The following is a 14,783-nucleotide window of genomic DNA, read 5'->3' as shown; positions in this document are numbered from 1 at the left end:
GGGTGATGGCTGTTGTTTGTACCTGAACTTATACGGAAAAAGCGGGATGGAGGTCGCCTGAGCCAGGGGGAGATTGAGTACCTGATAGAGGGCTATGTAAAAGGGGATATACCTGACTATCAGATGTCTGCATTTCTCATGGCTGTTTACTTTAGGGGCATGAGCTATGAGGAGACTACGGCGCTGACGTTGGCCATGGCGCGATCAGGTGAGGTGGTGGATTTAAGTGCCGTAGATGGCGTAAAGGTGGATAAGCACAGCAGCGGCGGAATAGCCGACACCACAACCTTGGTGTTGATACCTCTGGCTGCATCGGCGGGGATCAAGGTAGCGAAAATGGCCGGGAGAGGGCTGGGATACACAGGGGGAACCATAGATAAACTGGAGTCTATAAAGGGGTTTAGGACCGCGCTGACAAAAGAGGAGTTTGTAAACCAGGTGCGCAGTATAGGAGCTGCTATAACGGAGCAGTCGGAGAGACTGGTACCTGCTGATAAAATGCTTTACTCTTTAAGGGATGTTACGGCGACGGTGGAGTCCATACCACTTATTGCCAGCTCTATCATGAGCAAAAAGCTGGCAGGCGGCGCCGACAGGATATTGCTGGACGTGAAATTTGGCAGGGGCGCCTTTATGAAGACCTACAGCGATGCCCTTGAACTGGCTAAAACCATGGTAGCAATCGGAAGGGTTGCGGGAAAAGAGGTAGTCGCTTACGTAACATCTATGGATCAGCCTTTGGGTCTGGCCATAGGGAATTCCCTGGAGGTGATGGAAGCGGCTGAGGTTTTAAAAGGCAGGGGCCATAAAGACTTAAAAGAACTGTGTTTGGAATTTGCTGCGGAGATGGCCCTTATGGCTGGGATAGAAAAGGAGCCAGAAAAAGCCCGGCGCGTTATGGAGGAAAATATAGAAAACGGCAAGGCGTTGGAGAAATTTAAAGAGATAATTAGAGCCCAGGGCGGTGACGCCGACGTGCTGGAGGATTACAGTAAATTGCCTCAGGCTCCTTTTACGCGCAGCCTTGTAGCCGAGGAGGATTGCTATATAAAGGACATAGATGGGCTTAAACTGGGGTTATGCTCGGTAAGATTGGGGGCGGGCCGAGAGAAAAAAGGGGATGACATCGATCACTCGGTGGGGATCCTGTTGGGAGGTAAAGCCGGCGACTATTTGAGAAAAGGCCAGGTTTACGCTACGGTATACGCCAGCAGCCGTGATAAATTGGCTTATGGGGCTAAGATGGTAAGAGAGTCTATAGCCTTTTCCCCTACACCTGTGGAGAAGAACAAGCTGGTATACGCTCGGGTGACACAGGAGGATTTAAAATGACGTTGAGAAAAGGGTGATCAGCGATGAATGTACCTCTTATAATGACGCCTGGTCCCACTCAGGTACGGGAAAATGTAAGGCTTGCAAGAGCCATGAAAACCACCAATCCCGATTTAGACGTTCAGTTTTACGATTTTTACCGGGATACGTGCGAGAAACTCGGCCAATTGCTCAAAACCAAAAACCAGGTAAGGATTTTGTGCGGCGAGGGGATATTGGGTCTGGAGGCAGCCTGTGCTTCTCTCACGGAACCCGGCGACAGGGTTCTGGTCATCGAAAACGGTATTTTTGGCGAGGGCTTTGCTGACTTTGTCAGGATATACGGCGGACAGGTGGTATTCTTTAGAGGTGACAGGAGAAGGCAGATAGACGTAGGAGAGCTGGAGAGATTTTTGGACAGTTATGGGGGTTTTAAGTACGCCACCGTGGTGCACTGCGATACGCCTTCAGGTGTTTTAAACGATGTAAGCCGCATATGCCCCATGCTTAAAAGCAGGGGGATAATGACAGTAGTGGACAGCGTTTCTGCCATAGGCGGTGAAGAGCTCAAAGTTGATGAATGGTCTGTAGACATCGCCTTAGGCGGTTCGCAGAAGTGCCTGTCAGCGCCTCCTGGCCTTACCTTTTTGAGCATAAGCCAGGATGCGTACAGCGCCATGCAAAGGAGAAGGACTCCTATAGCTTCGTTTTACTGTAACCTGCTTTTATGGAAAGATTACTATGAGCAAAAGTGGTTTCCCTATACGCCCCCTGTAAGCGATATAGTAGCTTTTCGCCAGGCTGTGGACAATGTCCTGGAGGACAGGGATATTTTAAAAAGGCATAAGGTTATAGCCGAGGCAGTGAGGCAAGCCGTGAGAGAAGCGGGTCTTGACCTCTATATAAAGGAAGGGTTTTCTAATACCGTGACAGCCATAGAGGTCCCTGAGGGCGTAGATGAAAAAGCGTTGAGGCAGTATATGTTGGATCGCTTCAATGTCATGATAGCGGGTTCTTTTGGCTATCTAGCTGGAAAGGTGCTGCGCATAGGGCATATGGGCGAAAACGCCAGGGTAGATTGTGTGTCGTATACCCTTTTTGCCCTGCAAAAATCCCTTGAACGCTTTGGGTTTAAGTGCAGGTGCGATATGGCAGAGGTGTTTATGGATTTAGTGCATAAACCGGCAGTTTGATTTTAAGCTGCCGGTTTTGGGTTTTTCTTGACTTGCGGCAAACGGTGTGATTATAATTAAATTGTAAACTATATAATGTCAGGAGGTTGACAAATGAAATTAAAAGAAATGGCTTATGCGGGGTTATTCGCGGCGATCACAGCTGTGATGGCGCAGATATCCATACCTCTGCCCTTTACGCCTGTTCCTATTACTTTTCAGGTGTTGGCCGTGTGCATGGCCGGAGCTGTACTGGGGAGCAAATTAGGAGCTCTGTCAATGCTGGTATACGATTTGCTGGGCGCGATAGGCATACCTGTCTTTGCGGGTTTTAAAGGGGGATTTTCTGCCATTGTCGGCCCATCAGGTGGATACATAATCGCATTTCCCGTTGCGGCTTTTTTTGCCGGTTATATTTTAGAACGTGCAAAAGGTTATAACAAGCTCATGAGCTTTATATCCATGTTTGTAGGGCTTGTGTTAATATACCTGGTAGGCATGGTCCAATTGGCTGTAGTGGCTAAGATGAGCTTGTTAAAGGCGTTCTACGCCGGGGTTGTACCTTTTGTGCCTTTAGATATAGTTAAAGTGGTAATCGCCGCATTGGTAGTAGAGCCCCTTAGAAAATCGATTATGAGTTTTTCTAATGTTTAGCGCGACATTGTTGTGTAGTCCTCGAAAGGGTATGATTATTAGGCATATATGTGGTATACTTAGAATAGCGGCTTTAAGCTATTACTAGAAAAGGAGTGCTTTTCATGACAAAGGACGAAATTAGAAAAAAGCTGAGCAGGATAAACGGTAAAGGGTATAAAGCGTATAAGGATATTCAAGGTGAATACGAATTTGAAAAATTTACTCTATACATTGACTACGTCCAAGGAGATCCTTTTGCTACCCCGTCGAGGATAAGGCTCAGAGTGCCTCAAAAAATAGCAGGATTTGAGGAGACCATGTACAACAGCCCTTCGAGGCGCATCGCCCTGGAGGATTTTCTGGCGAGGGCCGTCCATGGGGTTGTAAAGACATTGCCGGTTGTCAAGGGGACGGGCCACAGCGGAGATATTTACATAGACAAAGGCGGGCAGGAGATAATCAAACGAACTGCTATGGTGGTTACAAAGGACTACGTAGAGGCCAGGTTGAGCATCGGTCTTCCCGCTTTTGGCAGGCGTATAAATGGCGATGGGGCGGCCAAGATGCTGTTGGAACTCATGCCTCAGATCGTAGAAAGAGCCCTTTTAAAGAATAGCCTCGATTTAGAGCAGATATGGTTATGGGTTAAGACAGCGGAAGACGAGGATTACCTCAGGAGCAAGCTGAGAGAAAGAGGCCTTGTGGCCTTTGTCGCTGACGGGTCTATACTTCCCAGGGAAAGCGGCATAAGCGACAGGCCCCTTAAAGATAGGCATGTGGTGCCTTTTCAATCGCCAGAAAGCCTCAGGGTGGAATTTGAGCTTCCCAATCGCGGCAGGATAACGGGGATGGGAATACCCGAAGGGGTTACGCTGATCGTGGGAGGAGGTTATCACGGAAAATCCACGCTGCTTCAGGCTATTCAGAGGGGGGTCTACAACCACATACCCGGTGATGGCAGGGAGTTTGTTATAACCATTGCTGACGCTGTGAAGATAAGAGCTGAAGACGGGCGCAGGGTAGAAAAAGTGGATATAAGCCCGTTTATAAACAATCTGCCTAATAGGATCGATACCACAAGGTTTAGCACGGAGAATGCCAGCGGTAGCACCTCTCAGGCGGCAAATATCGTTGAGGCTATGGAGATAGGCACGGGGTTATTGCTTTTAGATGAGGACACATCAGCCACCAATTTCATGATAAGGGACGCCAGGATGCAGAGATTAATCGCTAAAGAGGACGAACCTATAACCCCTTTCATAGATAGGGTAAGGCAGCTGTACACCAATAACGGTATATCCACAATACTGGTTATGGGCGGTAGCGGCGATTACTTTGACGTGGCTGATTGCGTGATTAAAATGCACGATTACAGGCCCTATGATGTGACGGAGGACGCTAAAAAGATAGCTGCCGAATTTGAAACCCACAGGGAGATTGAAGCCCGCTCCGACGATATATCGGTAAAGCCCAGGGTACTGCTTAAAAGTGGCCTTGAGCTAAAGGGCAAAAAAGTAAAGTCCAGGGATACAGATACTATTAAGTTCGGATATGAAGAAATTGAGCTGGATTACGTGGAGCAGCTGGTAGACAGGAGCCAGACCAGCGCTATTGGGGAGATCATAAGGTACGCGGCAGGTAAATACGTAGACGGCAGGAGTAGCGTCAAAGAGATAGTAGATAAGGTGTACGAGGATATACGGTCAAAAGGGCTTGACGTGATATCGCCTTTTTACGGCAAGCATCCAGGCAATCTGGCTTTGCCAAGGCCGCAGGAAGTGGCTGCTGCGCTAAATAGACTCAGGAGCCTTACTGTAAAGTAAGGCTCGGTCTTTACAGTGGCATTAAATTGTGGTGATGATGAGATGGAAGATAAAAGAAACATCCTGGTAGTTGATGATGAAGAACAGATCATCAATGTACTGAAAGCTTATCTAGAGAAAGAAGGATATAATGTGTATACCGCATATAGCGGTAAAGAGGCACTGGATGTATTTCATAAAAATACCATCCATTTTATCATTTTGGACCTGATGCTGCCTGATGTCTCCGGTGAAGAAGTTTGCAAGAAGATAAGGTTGAAGTCCCAGGTACCTATACTCATGCTCACAGCAAAAGCGGAAGAAGATAACAGGATAAACGGCCTTGATATAGGTGCGGATGATTATATGGTAAAACCATTTAGCCCTAAAGAGGTTATGGCCCATGTGAGGGCCATATTGAGAAGGGTTGACCGGAACTCTATAAAAGCTGATATAATAGAGTTTAACAATGGCGACTTAACTATAGATTTTGATAAAATGGAAGTCAAAAAACAGGGTAACAATCTGAAATTGACGCCGATGGAATTCAAGCTCTTGTCTATATTAGCCAGGAATACAGGAAAGGTGTTTACAAGGGATGAGCTAGTGGTAAAAATGCAGGGTTACGATTATGATGGGTTTGAGAGGACCGTAGACACTCATATCAAAAATTTGAGGCGTAAAATTGAAGATGATAAAAACAAATACATCGTTACGGTATATGGTATAGGCTACAAATTTATGGAGGCTAAAGATGTATAAGCTCAGGACGAGGTTAATCTTGTTGATATCAGGCAGTACTATTTTTTCGATAGTGCTGGTAAGCTTGATCACCAACATCACTTTATTTAACAAATTTAATATTTATATGATGGATGAGCAAGAAAACAGGATTAGAGAATTAATTCAGCTAATTGAAAACTCTTACTCAATAAATAATCGATGGACAGAAGAGGCCTATAATAATATAAAATTGTCTCCGCTGATGATGGAATTTGATGTAACTATAAAGGATGTAAATGGCAACACTGTATTTAGACACCATATGGTTCAGGAAATGGCTGAAATGCATAAGAATATGATGAAGGAAATGGGGAAAAGCATGGGAGGCATGAATCCCAATGGTATGATGGACCATGAAATCGGCAAGTACGTCACAAAAACATATACGCTTACATCTAATGGAAGGATAATCGGCACTGCTCAAATTGGCTATATAGGTCCTTTCTTGGTAACTGAAAGGGCAATAGAGTTTACCAGAGGGATTAATTCTTCAATAGCCTACGCTGCCATTATTTCAATACTGGTAGCTGTAATACTGGGAATACAGTCATCTAAGGTGATATCAGAGCCTATTTTAAAGATAGCAGATGCGGCAAATAATATCAGAAAAGGTGAGTTAAACACAAAAATAAGTTTAAACAATAAAGTGCAGGAACTTCAGGTGCTATCAAATTCCATAAATCACCTGGCAAGATCATTGAGTGAGCAAGAAGCGCTTAGAAAGAGGCTGACATCTGATATATCCCATGAGCTAAGGACCCCTCTTACAATATTGCAGAGCCACATTGAAGCTATCAGCGATGGTATATGGGAGCCAACCCCCGAGAGGTTGGAGGTGTGTAAAAACGAAGTAATGAGATTGATTAAGCTTGTGGAACAGCTGAGGCATTTGACAGATATAGAAAATGACGATATTAAGCTGAATGTAAAGAAGTTTAGCATGACGGAGCTTTTAAACGAAATCGTAGACAGCTTTGAGTATCACATTGCGAGCAAAGGGATAAAGCTTAAGCGCCAAATAAAGGATAATGTATTTATTGAAGGCGACAGAGACAAGGTCAGCCAGGTAGTAATCAATATCATTTCCAATGCCATCAAGTACACCGATTCCGGAGGATTTATAAAAGTAGAATTGGAGGAAGGTATAGGGGATGTCTATGTAAGCATACAGGACAGCGGTATAGGTATTCCAAAGGAGGACCTACCTTATATATTTGAGAGGTTTTACAGAAGCGATAGGTCCAGAAGTAGAAAAACAGGGGGAGCGGGGATAGGCCTGACAATAGCTAAAACTTTGGTCAAAGCCCATAGGGGCGATATAACGGTGGAAAGTGAAGAGGGAAAGGGGACGAAGTTTGTGGTAAAACTCCCCAAAATTTATTATTGACAAAAGGGATAACAGATGGTAATATAAAGGTGTACCCAACGAGGGTATAGTATATTGATAGAGGTGATATATATGGTTAAAGATCCAGTTTGCGGAATGACGGTAGATGAAGCTAAAGCGCCGGCAAAATCAGAGTACAATGGGAAAACATATTATTTCTGTTCCAACCACTGTAAGGTAGAATTTGACGGAGATCCTGCAAAGTATGTGAAAGAAGATACGGGCCATATGAGCCATGGCAGTCACTGCTGCTAATCTAGAAAAGGGAAGCTTCTTTTAAGTTTCCCTTTTCTACAACTTTTGTTTTAAAGTCTAGTATACCGATATGATTACTATAAATAATTAACATATATGATGTATAGAAGTGGAATCCGATTACAAAATAAAAGATAAGGAGGTTTCAACATGGAAGTTATGGACAAAGAGGCAGCTAAAATAAGCTTTAAGATTAAAGGCATGACGTGTGCAGCCTGCGCCTCAAGGATAGAAAAGGCGCTAAAAAAGATGCCCGGTGTAAGTGATGCCAATGTAAATTTCGCGGTGGAAAAAGCCACCATAACATATAATCCGCAAGATGTAGGCGCAGATGACTTTGTAAAAAAGATCAGAGATGTTGGATATGATGTTATAGAAGACAGAACAACTTTAAAGTTAAAAGGCATGACGTGTGCTTCTTGTGCCATGAGAATTCAAAAAGCATTAAGTAAAACACCGGGGGTGAGAAATGCCAGTGTAAATTTTGCCACAGAAACAGCGGTTATAGATTACAATGCAGAGCAGGTAAGCGTAAATGATCTTATAAAAATCGTAAGGAAAGTAGGTTATGATGCCATTGAAAAGACCGAAGGTGTTGATGTAGATAAACAAGAGAAAGACATGGAAATAAGACACCTTAGAGTTCTCTTTGTAATATCGGCGATACTATCAATACCATTGGTTTTAAATATGATTTTAGAATCCGGATTTGGCATAATGACTGTCCTGGGCAATCCATATTTAGAATTGGTTATAGCTACCCCAATACAGTTTATCATAGGTTATAGATTTTATAAAGGGGCTTATCACGCCCTGTTAGGTGGATCTGCAAATATGGACGTGTTAATCGCCATGGGCACGACAATAGCTTATTTTTACAGCGTATATAATGTATTTGCCGGTGTTCATGGACAGCTCTATTTTGAAGCAGCTGCTGTCATAATAACATTGATCCTCCTGGGCAAATACCTGGAGGCAGTAGCAAAAGGCAGGACCTCTGAGGCTATTAAAAAGCTCATGGGGCTTCAGGCCAAGACTGCCAGGGTTATAAAAGACGGGAAAGAGGTTGACATACCTGTTGAAGAAGTTCAGGTAGGAGATATAGTAGTAGTAAGGCCAGGTGAAAAAATACCTGTAGATGGCAAAATCATAGAAGGCTATTCGGCTGTTGACGAGTCGATGCTCACAGGTGAATCCATACCTGTTGAGAAAAGAGTCGGTGATGAGGTTATCGGTGCAACGATAAACAAGACAGGATCCTTCAAGTTTGAGGCCACAAAGGTAGGAAAAGATACAGCACTGGCACAGATAATAAAATTAGTAGAAGACGCTCAAGGATCTAAGGCGCCGATCCAGCGCCTGGCAGACCAGATCTCGGGTATATTTGTACCTGTGGTAATAGGAATAGCGGCGATAACATTTTTGGTATGGTATCTTGGGTTTGGCAATCTATCCATGGGCATAATAAGCGCTATAGCGGTCCTTGTCATTGCATGCCCGTGTGCGCTGGGGCTTGCTACACCCACGTCGATTATGGTGGGTACAGGTAAAGGCGCGGAAAACGGCATACTCATAAAAGGCGGAGAACACCTGGAGAGAGCTCATAGGATAAATGCCATCGTCCTGGATAAGACGGGTACAATCACAAAAGGCCAGCCGGAGGTTACTGACGTAATTAAAGTAAATGATTATAGTGAGAGCGATATATTGAGGTTTGCAGCTATAGCTGAAAAGAATTCGGAACATCCTTTAGGGGAAGCAATAGTGAATAAGGCAAAAAGCGACAATATAAGCCTGGATGACCCTCAGGACTTTAAGGCGATACCTGGGCATGGAGTATATGCCAGAATTGACGGCAAAGACGTTTACATTGGGAATAGAAGGCTTATGCAAAAAGAAGGAATTCCTATAGATTCCATAGAAGAGAGAGTGGATAAACTAGAAGAAGAAGGCAAGACCGCGATGATAATGGCGGTTGATGGCAAACTGGCTGGGATTGTGGCAGTTGCAGATACGGTGAAAGAGAATTCAAAGCAGGCCATAGATCAGCTAAAGAAAATGGGGATAGAGGTCTGGATGATAACAGGTGACAATAGGCGAACAGCCAGTGCCATAGCAAAGCAGGTAGGCATAGAGCATGTTTTAGCGGAGGTATTGCCTGAGAATAAGGCGGAAGAAGTCGAGAAGCTCAAAAAACAGGGTAAGATAACCGCTATGGTAGGAGATGGGATAAATGACGCTCCGGCATTGGCGGCATCAGATGTAGGTATTGCCATAGGAACAGGCACAGATGTGGCTATTGAAGCCGCTGATATAACACTTATGAGCGGTGATCTGATGGGAATACCCACTGCTATCAGATTAAGCCGCGCCACCATGAGAAATATAAAGCAGAACCTCTTCTGGGCATTTATTTATAATATAATAGGTATACCGATATCTGCTCTTGGATTTCTGAATCCTGCCATTGCGGGTGCGGCTATGGCGTTTAGCTCGGTTTCTGTGGTTACCAATGCCTTGAGGCTTAAAAGATTCAAACCTAATGCGGCCAGGTGAGTTTTAAAATGGTCCTTATAACGGACCATTTTTCTTCATATTTTCTCCACAATTAAATTGTATGATATATATGCGAAGAACCGAAGGAGAGATAACGGATATGGTAATATGGCTGCTATGATGGAGTCTATAGGGAAAAACGGAATGATAGAAATGCACAAATCTATGGAGGGCATGCATAGCTTGAACAGCGGCATGATGGGTGGCTTTTAATGGCCACCATTTAAATATGAAAACAATACTTGGGAAGGGGAGTTTTCTTGGTTGAGTTATTTAAAATAGGGCACATATCTGTGTACTTATTTGGCCTGATGATAGCTATTGCAATCATTGCAGGATTGTTACTAGCGTATAAAGAGGCGATCCGTAAAGGCGTAGATGCTGACAAATACTTAGATTTCCTTTTGTATTTGGTATTATTCGGGATTGTAGGTGGAAGGCTGGGTTATGTAATATTTTTTGACCCTAAATATTTTATAAGCCATCCACTGGATATAATCAAAATAAATGACGGCGGTATGTCTATACAGGGCGCTATAATATTTGCGACATTGTTTGCTATATGGTACACCAAAAAGCACAAGCAGAATTTTTGGGTTTTTGCCGATATAGCTGCGCCTTCGCTGGCATTGGGCCAGGCGATCGGCAGGATTGGGTGCGACGCGTTTGGCGTTCCTATGTCAAAAAAATGGTTTTGGGGTGTCCCATATAATGGACAATGGGTTCATCCAGCACAGGTGTATGAATTTACGCTGGATTACATCCTGTTTTTTGTGTTGTGGAGAAAGCGCAAAAATGTCGATTATAATGGGCAGTTGATTTTGTGGTATTTGATATTTTTTAGCGCAAACAGGGGCATTGTTGAGTTCTTCAGGACAAACCCAATGGTATTTGGGCCCTTCTCCATTGCCCATGTTTTAAGCGCAGCAATAATTGTTGCTGGTTTATGTGCTATGTATGTCCTCAAAAAACGCAGTAGGGATGAAGTGAGGGGGAATGAAGTAGTATCCAGGGGGGAAGCTATTGAAGACGGGTTTATCGTGACATTATTATACATTATATCCTTGATGATATATTATGGCATAAGGAGAGGTTTTGTTTTATGAGCAAATTAGTTAAAAGGATAACAATTGCTATTGTTGTAATAGCATTAATATCTTCTGTATTTTACTTTGAATCAAAATTATCTAAACCTAAAAACGCTGCAGACAATTCTAAGACAGTAAAAGCATCTACTACAAATATAAATCCTCAAGACCTTCTGATTACCAACGATGAAGGCGATATAAGCATTGGCGTAAGCTATATGAATCCTGTACAAGATGATAAAGACAATCTGGTTTTTCAGGTATTTTTAGACAACCATCAGGTGGATTTATCTAAACTCGACCTAAGCGGAAAAGTATTGTTTACTAATAGTGAAGGTCTTAAGGTTGACAACGTAAAGTGGTCAATAGAGGGATCGGGGCACCACGTTGTCGCCTTTATAAAAATACCAAAAAAGATAAACGGCAAAAATTTGATTACACCCAATACCAAATATATTCAGTTAGAATTGAGGGATATAGGCGGGGTTAAATCCAGAGTATATAAATGGGACGAAAGGTTTTTAAAATAAGGGGGAGCTATAGGTGTCTTATGCATTACCTTTTATAGCAGGCGTTGCTTCGTTTTTATCCCCATGTATAATACCCATGATAAGCGTATATTTCTCGCTGATAACCGGCATGTCTATAAAGGATCTAAAGGACGTAGAATTTCACAGGGCGATGAGGAAGTTTATTCTCATAAATACCTTTGTGTTCGTACTTGCCTTTACAATCGTCTTTACTTTGGTCGGTGGGTTATCAGGTACTATAGGCAAGTGGTTGAACAGCTATATCTCGATAATGAGCGTAATCGGCGGGATACTGATTATAGCAATGGGTTTAAATTTAATCGGCTTAATTAATTTAAACTTTTCATTTTTAAGTAAATACAGTGCACATGACATTAAAACATCTTCCAGGTATCTTACTACCTTTTTAATAGGCCTGTTTTTTGCTATAGTGTGTTCCCACTGCATAGGGCCGGTTTTATATTCCATGTTGATATATACCGCCACCACGGGGAGTACGCTAATCGGCATGAAGACCATGTTCCTGTTTTCAATAGGCCTGGCGGTGCCCTATTTGCTGGTAGGTTACTATATGCCAGAGGCGATTAATGTTATAAAGAAAACAAAGAAATATCAAAATATTATATCAGCAATCTTGGGAACTTTTCTAATTTTCCTGGGGCTCCTGACGCTTTTGGGCAAGGTTCAGGATTTAACGGCGTTTTTAAGCAGGTTATTGCCGTATAAGCTGCCATTAGGAATGTAGAAGGGAGTGCAAAAGGAGGACCAAACGTGATTCTACTCAGCGTAAGCCTTGTATCAATTTCTCTGTTTATTTATCAGGTGATATTGAACAGAATATACTCCACGTTGTTCTGGTATCATTATACATTTTTAATCACATCTTTTGCCATATTCGGCCTGGGTATAGGCGGCATAATAGCATATAACCAACGCCAAAAAATCAATGCCTTTGAGGTTCAATCACTGTATAAAAGTATTGTAATGCTGTCTATTTCCTATATAGCTTCATTGGGTATTATATATATCTTGCCCTTTCAAAATGATTTATTGGTTTACTTGATTTTAGCGGCACTGCCTTTCGTAATAGGTGGATATTATTTTTCATCTGTATTTAGAGAACTGGCCGGAATAAGCGACAAGTTGTATTTTGCAGATCTGATAGGCTCGGGGTTAGGCAGCATAATCGTATTGCTCTCATTAAATAACCTTGGGATGTTCAGATCTGTGATTTTGATATGTATTATCTCATCTGTGGCTGCTTTGCTTTACGCAAAACATTTTAAAGTGAAATCGCTGTCCATCTTTATTCTTTTGACGATATTTTTAATTGGTCTTTTTATCCCCGCCCGATATGTTTATTCAATTGAACAAAATTTCAACGGATTTCTCACAAATAGAACAAAAACCCTTGGCAGTCTTTCCGAATCTGGCAAAAAGGGTAAAATTGTATTTACTAAATGGAATGCATTTTCCAGAACAGATGTTATAAAGATAGAAGGAGATCCCGATGAGATGATATTGACGATTGACGGCACTGCCAATGCGCCTATGTATAAATTTGACGGTAAAATAAGCAGCTTAAATAAATACAAGAAGGACATTGAATATCTGCCTTTTTCTTTTGGGCATAACGATAAGGCGTTGATAATCGGACCTGGCGGAGGAAGGGACATACTGTATGCACTGGCTGGGAATAGCAAGAATATAACCGGCGTAGAAATTAACACATCAAGCATAGATGCGGTAGAATATTTTAAGGAATTTAACGGAGATATTTACAACAGGCCGGGGGTGCGTATTTACGGAGAAGACGGTAGAAACTTTATAAGAAAATCAAAAGAAAAGTACGACGTCATATATTTATCATTGGTTATGACCAATGCATCGCAAAATATAGGATATGTCCTTTCAGAAAACTATTTGTATACCATAGAGGCAATACAGGATTACATGGATCATCTCACCGAAAACGGAAAAATCGCGTTTTTGGCTCATGACGAGGAGGACTTAAGTAAATTAGCAGCAACCGTTATTCGCGCGTTAAACAATAAAGGTATACCGATTGAAGACACTCCAGAGTACATGGCTATATTTAGGCAAAAAATGGCGCAAGATGAACCCGGTGACGAGCATATTCACTATCCGATGCTTATTGTAAAAAATAAGCCTTTTACTGTATCGGAAAGCAATAAGCTGAAAAACGCTGCTGCAAAAGGCCAAAATTCTATACTGTATATACCGTACGTTGTTGAAAAAGGTCCGCTTTATCATATAAGCAAGGGGCATTTATCCCTGACAGGATTTGAAACGGGTTTTCCTTTCAACGCAGCACCTGCAACTGATGATAAGCCGTATTTTTATAACTTTAATAAAGGGACTACACTGGTATTAATGGTGATACTATTTACTGTATTATTGGGCAGTGTTGTATTATTCAAACCAATCGTATCACGCAACAGTATTTTAAAACCTGCTTTATACTTCAGCGGCCTGGGAATTGGTTATATGCTAATTGAAACACCACTGATACAAAAATTCATACTTTATTTAGGGCATCCTGTTATTAAGTGCCAGCGGCAAGGACGATATAATAGCTGTAATGTGGGGTATTAACGGGGTAATGTCGATAGTTGGCTCCGTATTATCAGTTATATTGTCAATGGAATTTGGATTTGACATTGCTATACTCGCCGGAGGGGCTGTATACGCCCTGATAAGTTTGAGTAGTAAATTTATCATCGGCAGATAAAATTAATTGACTATTTCAAAAACATCGCTTATAATACCCATAGAGGGTAGAGGTATGAGGGAGGGAGTGATCAAAATGAACAGCGAAGTATTGTATATAATAGTATTTGCAGGCGTTATGTTTTTAGTTCACTTCTTAATGTATAAAGCGGGTTTGGGTGGTTGCTGTGGAGGCTATGGTAATCATAACAGCGATCATAATAATGAAGTAAAAGAGAAGAGTTAATTACACCTATGCAAAAACCCCTTGACATAACGTATAAAGCTGTGGTATATTAATAAAGCCACACGGGGCGAAAGAAGAAGCCCCTTGACAAAAGGTCAAAAGGGTGGTAAGCTATAGAAGCGTCGCGAGGGAGCAAAAAAAGCTCTTGACAGGAAGCGGCGCAGGTGATAGAATAAGAAGCTGTCAGCCGAGAGGCTAACGGACCTTGCCAATTAAACAGTGAGCGGGATACAAATGTGTTAAGTGATAGAAAAGAGTTTACAAGAGAGTTTGATCCTGGCTCAGG

The 14,783-nt window shown here is 42.4% G+C and carries 14 protein-coding genes; all 14 read left to right on the top strand.

Annotated elements, in window-relative coordinates:
• Window positions 1-12 precede the first annotated feature (12 nt).
• Window positions 13-1,332 (top strand): thymidine phosphorylase, encoded by a 1,320-nt coding sequence (locus CALPO_RS0106205; RefSeq protein ID WP_026486555.1) that lies wholly within the window; start codon window positions 13-15, stop codon window positions 1,330-1,332.
• Window positions 1,333-1,355: 23 nt separating this feature from the next.
• Complete coding sequence (locus CALPO_RS0106200; protein ID WP_026486554.1) at window positions 1,356-2,504, top strand: pyridoxal-phosphate-dependent aminotransferase family protein; 1,149 nt, start codon at window positions 1,356-1,358, stop codon at window positions 2,502-2,504.
• 93 nt (window positions 2,505-2,597) lie between these two features.
• The gene (locus CALPO_RS0106195; protein ID WP_026486553.1) at window positions 2,598-3,137 is read left to right on the top strand and encodes a biotin transporter BioY; all 540 of its coding nucleotides are present in this window, start codon (window positions 2,598-2,600) and stop codon (window positions 3,135-3,137) included.
• 104 nt (window positions 3,138-3,241) lie between these two features.
• Window positions 3,242-4,942: an ABC-ATPase domain-containing protein gene (locus CALPO_RS0106190; protein ID WP_026486552.1), complete on the top strand. Its 1,701-nt coding sequence runs from the start codon at window positions 3,242-3,244 to the stop codon at window positions 4,940-4,942.
• 42 nt (window positions 4,943-4,984) lie between these two features.
• Window positions 4,985-5,683 (top strand): response regulator transcription factor, encoded by a 699-nt coding sequence (locus tag CALPO_RS0106185; RefSeq protein WP_026486551.1) that lies wholly within the window; start codon window positions 4,985-4,987, stop codon window positions 5,681-5,683.
• Window positions 5,676-7,091 (top strand): sensor histidine kinase, encoded by a 1,416-nt coding sequence (locus CALPO_RS0106180; protein ID WP_026486550.1) that lies wholly within the window; start codon window positions 5,676-5,678, stop codon window positions 7,089-7,091. Before CALPO_RS0106185 ends, CALPO_RS0106180 begins: the two co-directional genes overlap by 8 nt.
• Window positions 7,092-7,163: 72 nt before the next feature.
• Complete coding sequence (locus tag CALPO_RS0106175; RefSeq protein WP_026486549.1) at window positions 7,164-7,346, top strand: YHS domain-containing protein; 183 nt, start codon at window positions 7,164-7,166, stop codon at window positions 7,344-7,346.
• Between the two features lie 150 nt (window positions 7,347-7,496).
• Window positions 7,497-9,902: a heavy metal translocating P-type ATPase gene (locus CALPO_RS0106170; RefSeq protein ID WP_026486548.1), complete on the top strand. Its 2,406-nt coding sequence runs from the start codon at window positions 7,497-7,499 to the stop codon at window positions 9,900-9,902.
• Between the two features lie 260 nt (window positions 9,903-10,162).
• Window positions 10,163-11,008, top strand: coding sequence for a prolipoprotein diacylglyceryl transferase (gene lgt / locus CALPO_RS0106160; protein ID WP_026486547.1), 846 nt, complete (start codon window positions 10,163-10,165; stop codon window positions 11,006-11,008).
• Window positions 11,005-11,520 (top strand): hypothetical protein, encoded by a 516-nt coding sequence (locus CALPO_RS0106155; protein ID WP_026486546.1) that lies wholly within the window; start codon window positions 11,005-11,007, stop codon window positions 11,518-11,520. Before lgt ends, CALPO_RS0106155 begins: the two co-directional genes overlap by 4 nt.
• Before the next feature lie 13 nt (window positions 11,521-11,533).
• Entirely contained in the window at window positions 11,534-12,265 is a 732-nt protein-coding gene (locus CALPO_RS0106150) for a cytochrome c biogenesis CcdA family protein (protein WP_026486545.1), read from the top strand.
• A gap of 26 nt (window positions 12,266-12,291) precedes the next feature.
• Window positions 12,292-14,136 (top strand): spermine/spermidine synthase domain-containing protein, encoded by a 1,845-nt coding sequence (locus CALPO_RS13400; protein ID WP_245589916.1) that lies wholly within the window; start codon window positions 12,292-12,294, stop codon window positions 14,134-14,136.
• Window positions 14,137-14,143: 7 nt separating this feature from the next.
• Complete coding sequence (locus CALPO_RS15055; protein WP_281172744.1) at window positions 14,144-14,272, top strand: hypothetical protein; 129 nt, start codon at window positions 14,144-14,146, stop codon at window positions 14,270-14,272.
• Between the two features lie 54 nt (window positions 14,273-14,326).
• Entirely contained in the window at window positions 14,327-14,497 is a 171-nt protein-coding gene (locus CALPO_RS14625; protein ID WP_156940151.1) for a hypothetical protein, read from the top strand.
• Window positions 14,498-14,783 lie beyond the last annotated feature (286 nt).

This window comes from Caldanaerobius polysaccharolyticus DSM 13641, assembly GCF_000427425.1.
Classification (GTDB): Bacteria; Bacillota; Thermoanaerobacteria; order Thermoanaerobacterales; family Caldanaerobiaceae; genus Caldanaerobius; species Caldanaerobius polysaccharolyticus.
The sequence above is the reverse complement of the archived record's forward strand: the minus strand, read 5'-3'. Positions and strand labels throughout refer to the sequence as shown.

Bases quoted from the DNA above. Each gene is read 5' to 3' on its own strand.
- CALPO_RS0106170 (WP_026486548.1), top strand. From the start codon at position 7,497: ATGGAAGTTATGGACAAAGAGGCAGCTAAAATAAGCTTTAAGATTAAA.
- CALPO_RS0106175 (WP_026486549.1), top strand. From the start codon at position 7,164: ATGGTTAAAGATCCAGTTTGCGGAATGACGGTAGATGAAGCTAAAGCG.
- CALPO_RS0106190 (WP_026486552.1), top strand. From the start codon at position 3,242: ATGACAAAGGACGAAATTAGAAAAAAGCTGAGCAGGATAAACGGTAAA.
- CALPO_RS0106200 (WP_026486554.1), top strand. From the start codon at position 1,356: ATGAATGTACCTCTTATAATGACGCCTGGTCCCACTCAGGTACGGGAA.
- CALPO_RS0106155 (WP_026486546.1), top strand. From the start codon at position 11,005: ATGAGCAAATTAGTTAAAAGGATAACAATTGCTATTGTTGTAATAGCA.
- CALPO_RS14625 (WP_156940151.1), top strand. From the start codon at position 14,327: ATGAGGGAGGGAGTGATCAAAATGAACAGCGAAGTATTGTATATAATA.
- CALPO_RS0106185 (WP_026486551.1), top strand. From the start codon at position 4,985: ATGGAAGATAAAAGAAACATCCTGGTAGTTGATGATGAAGAACAGATC.
- CALPO_RS0106195 (WP_026486553.1), top strand. From the start codon at position 2,598: ATGAAATTAAAAGAAATGGCTTATGCGGGGTTATTCGCGGCGATCACA.
- CALPO_RS15055 (WP_281172744.1), top strand. From the start codon at position 14,144: ATGTCGATAGTTGGCTCCGTATTATCAGTTATATTGTCAATGGAATTT.
- CALPO_RS0106180 (WP_026486550.1), top strand. From the start codon at position 5,676: ATGTATAAGCTCAGGACGAGGTTAATCTTGTTGATATCAGGCAGTACT.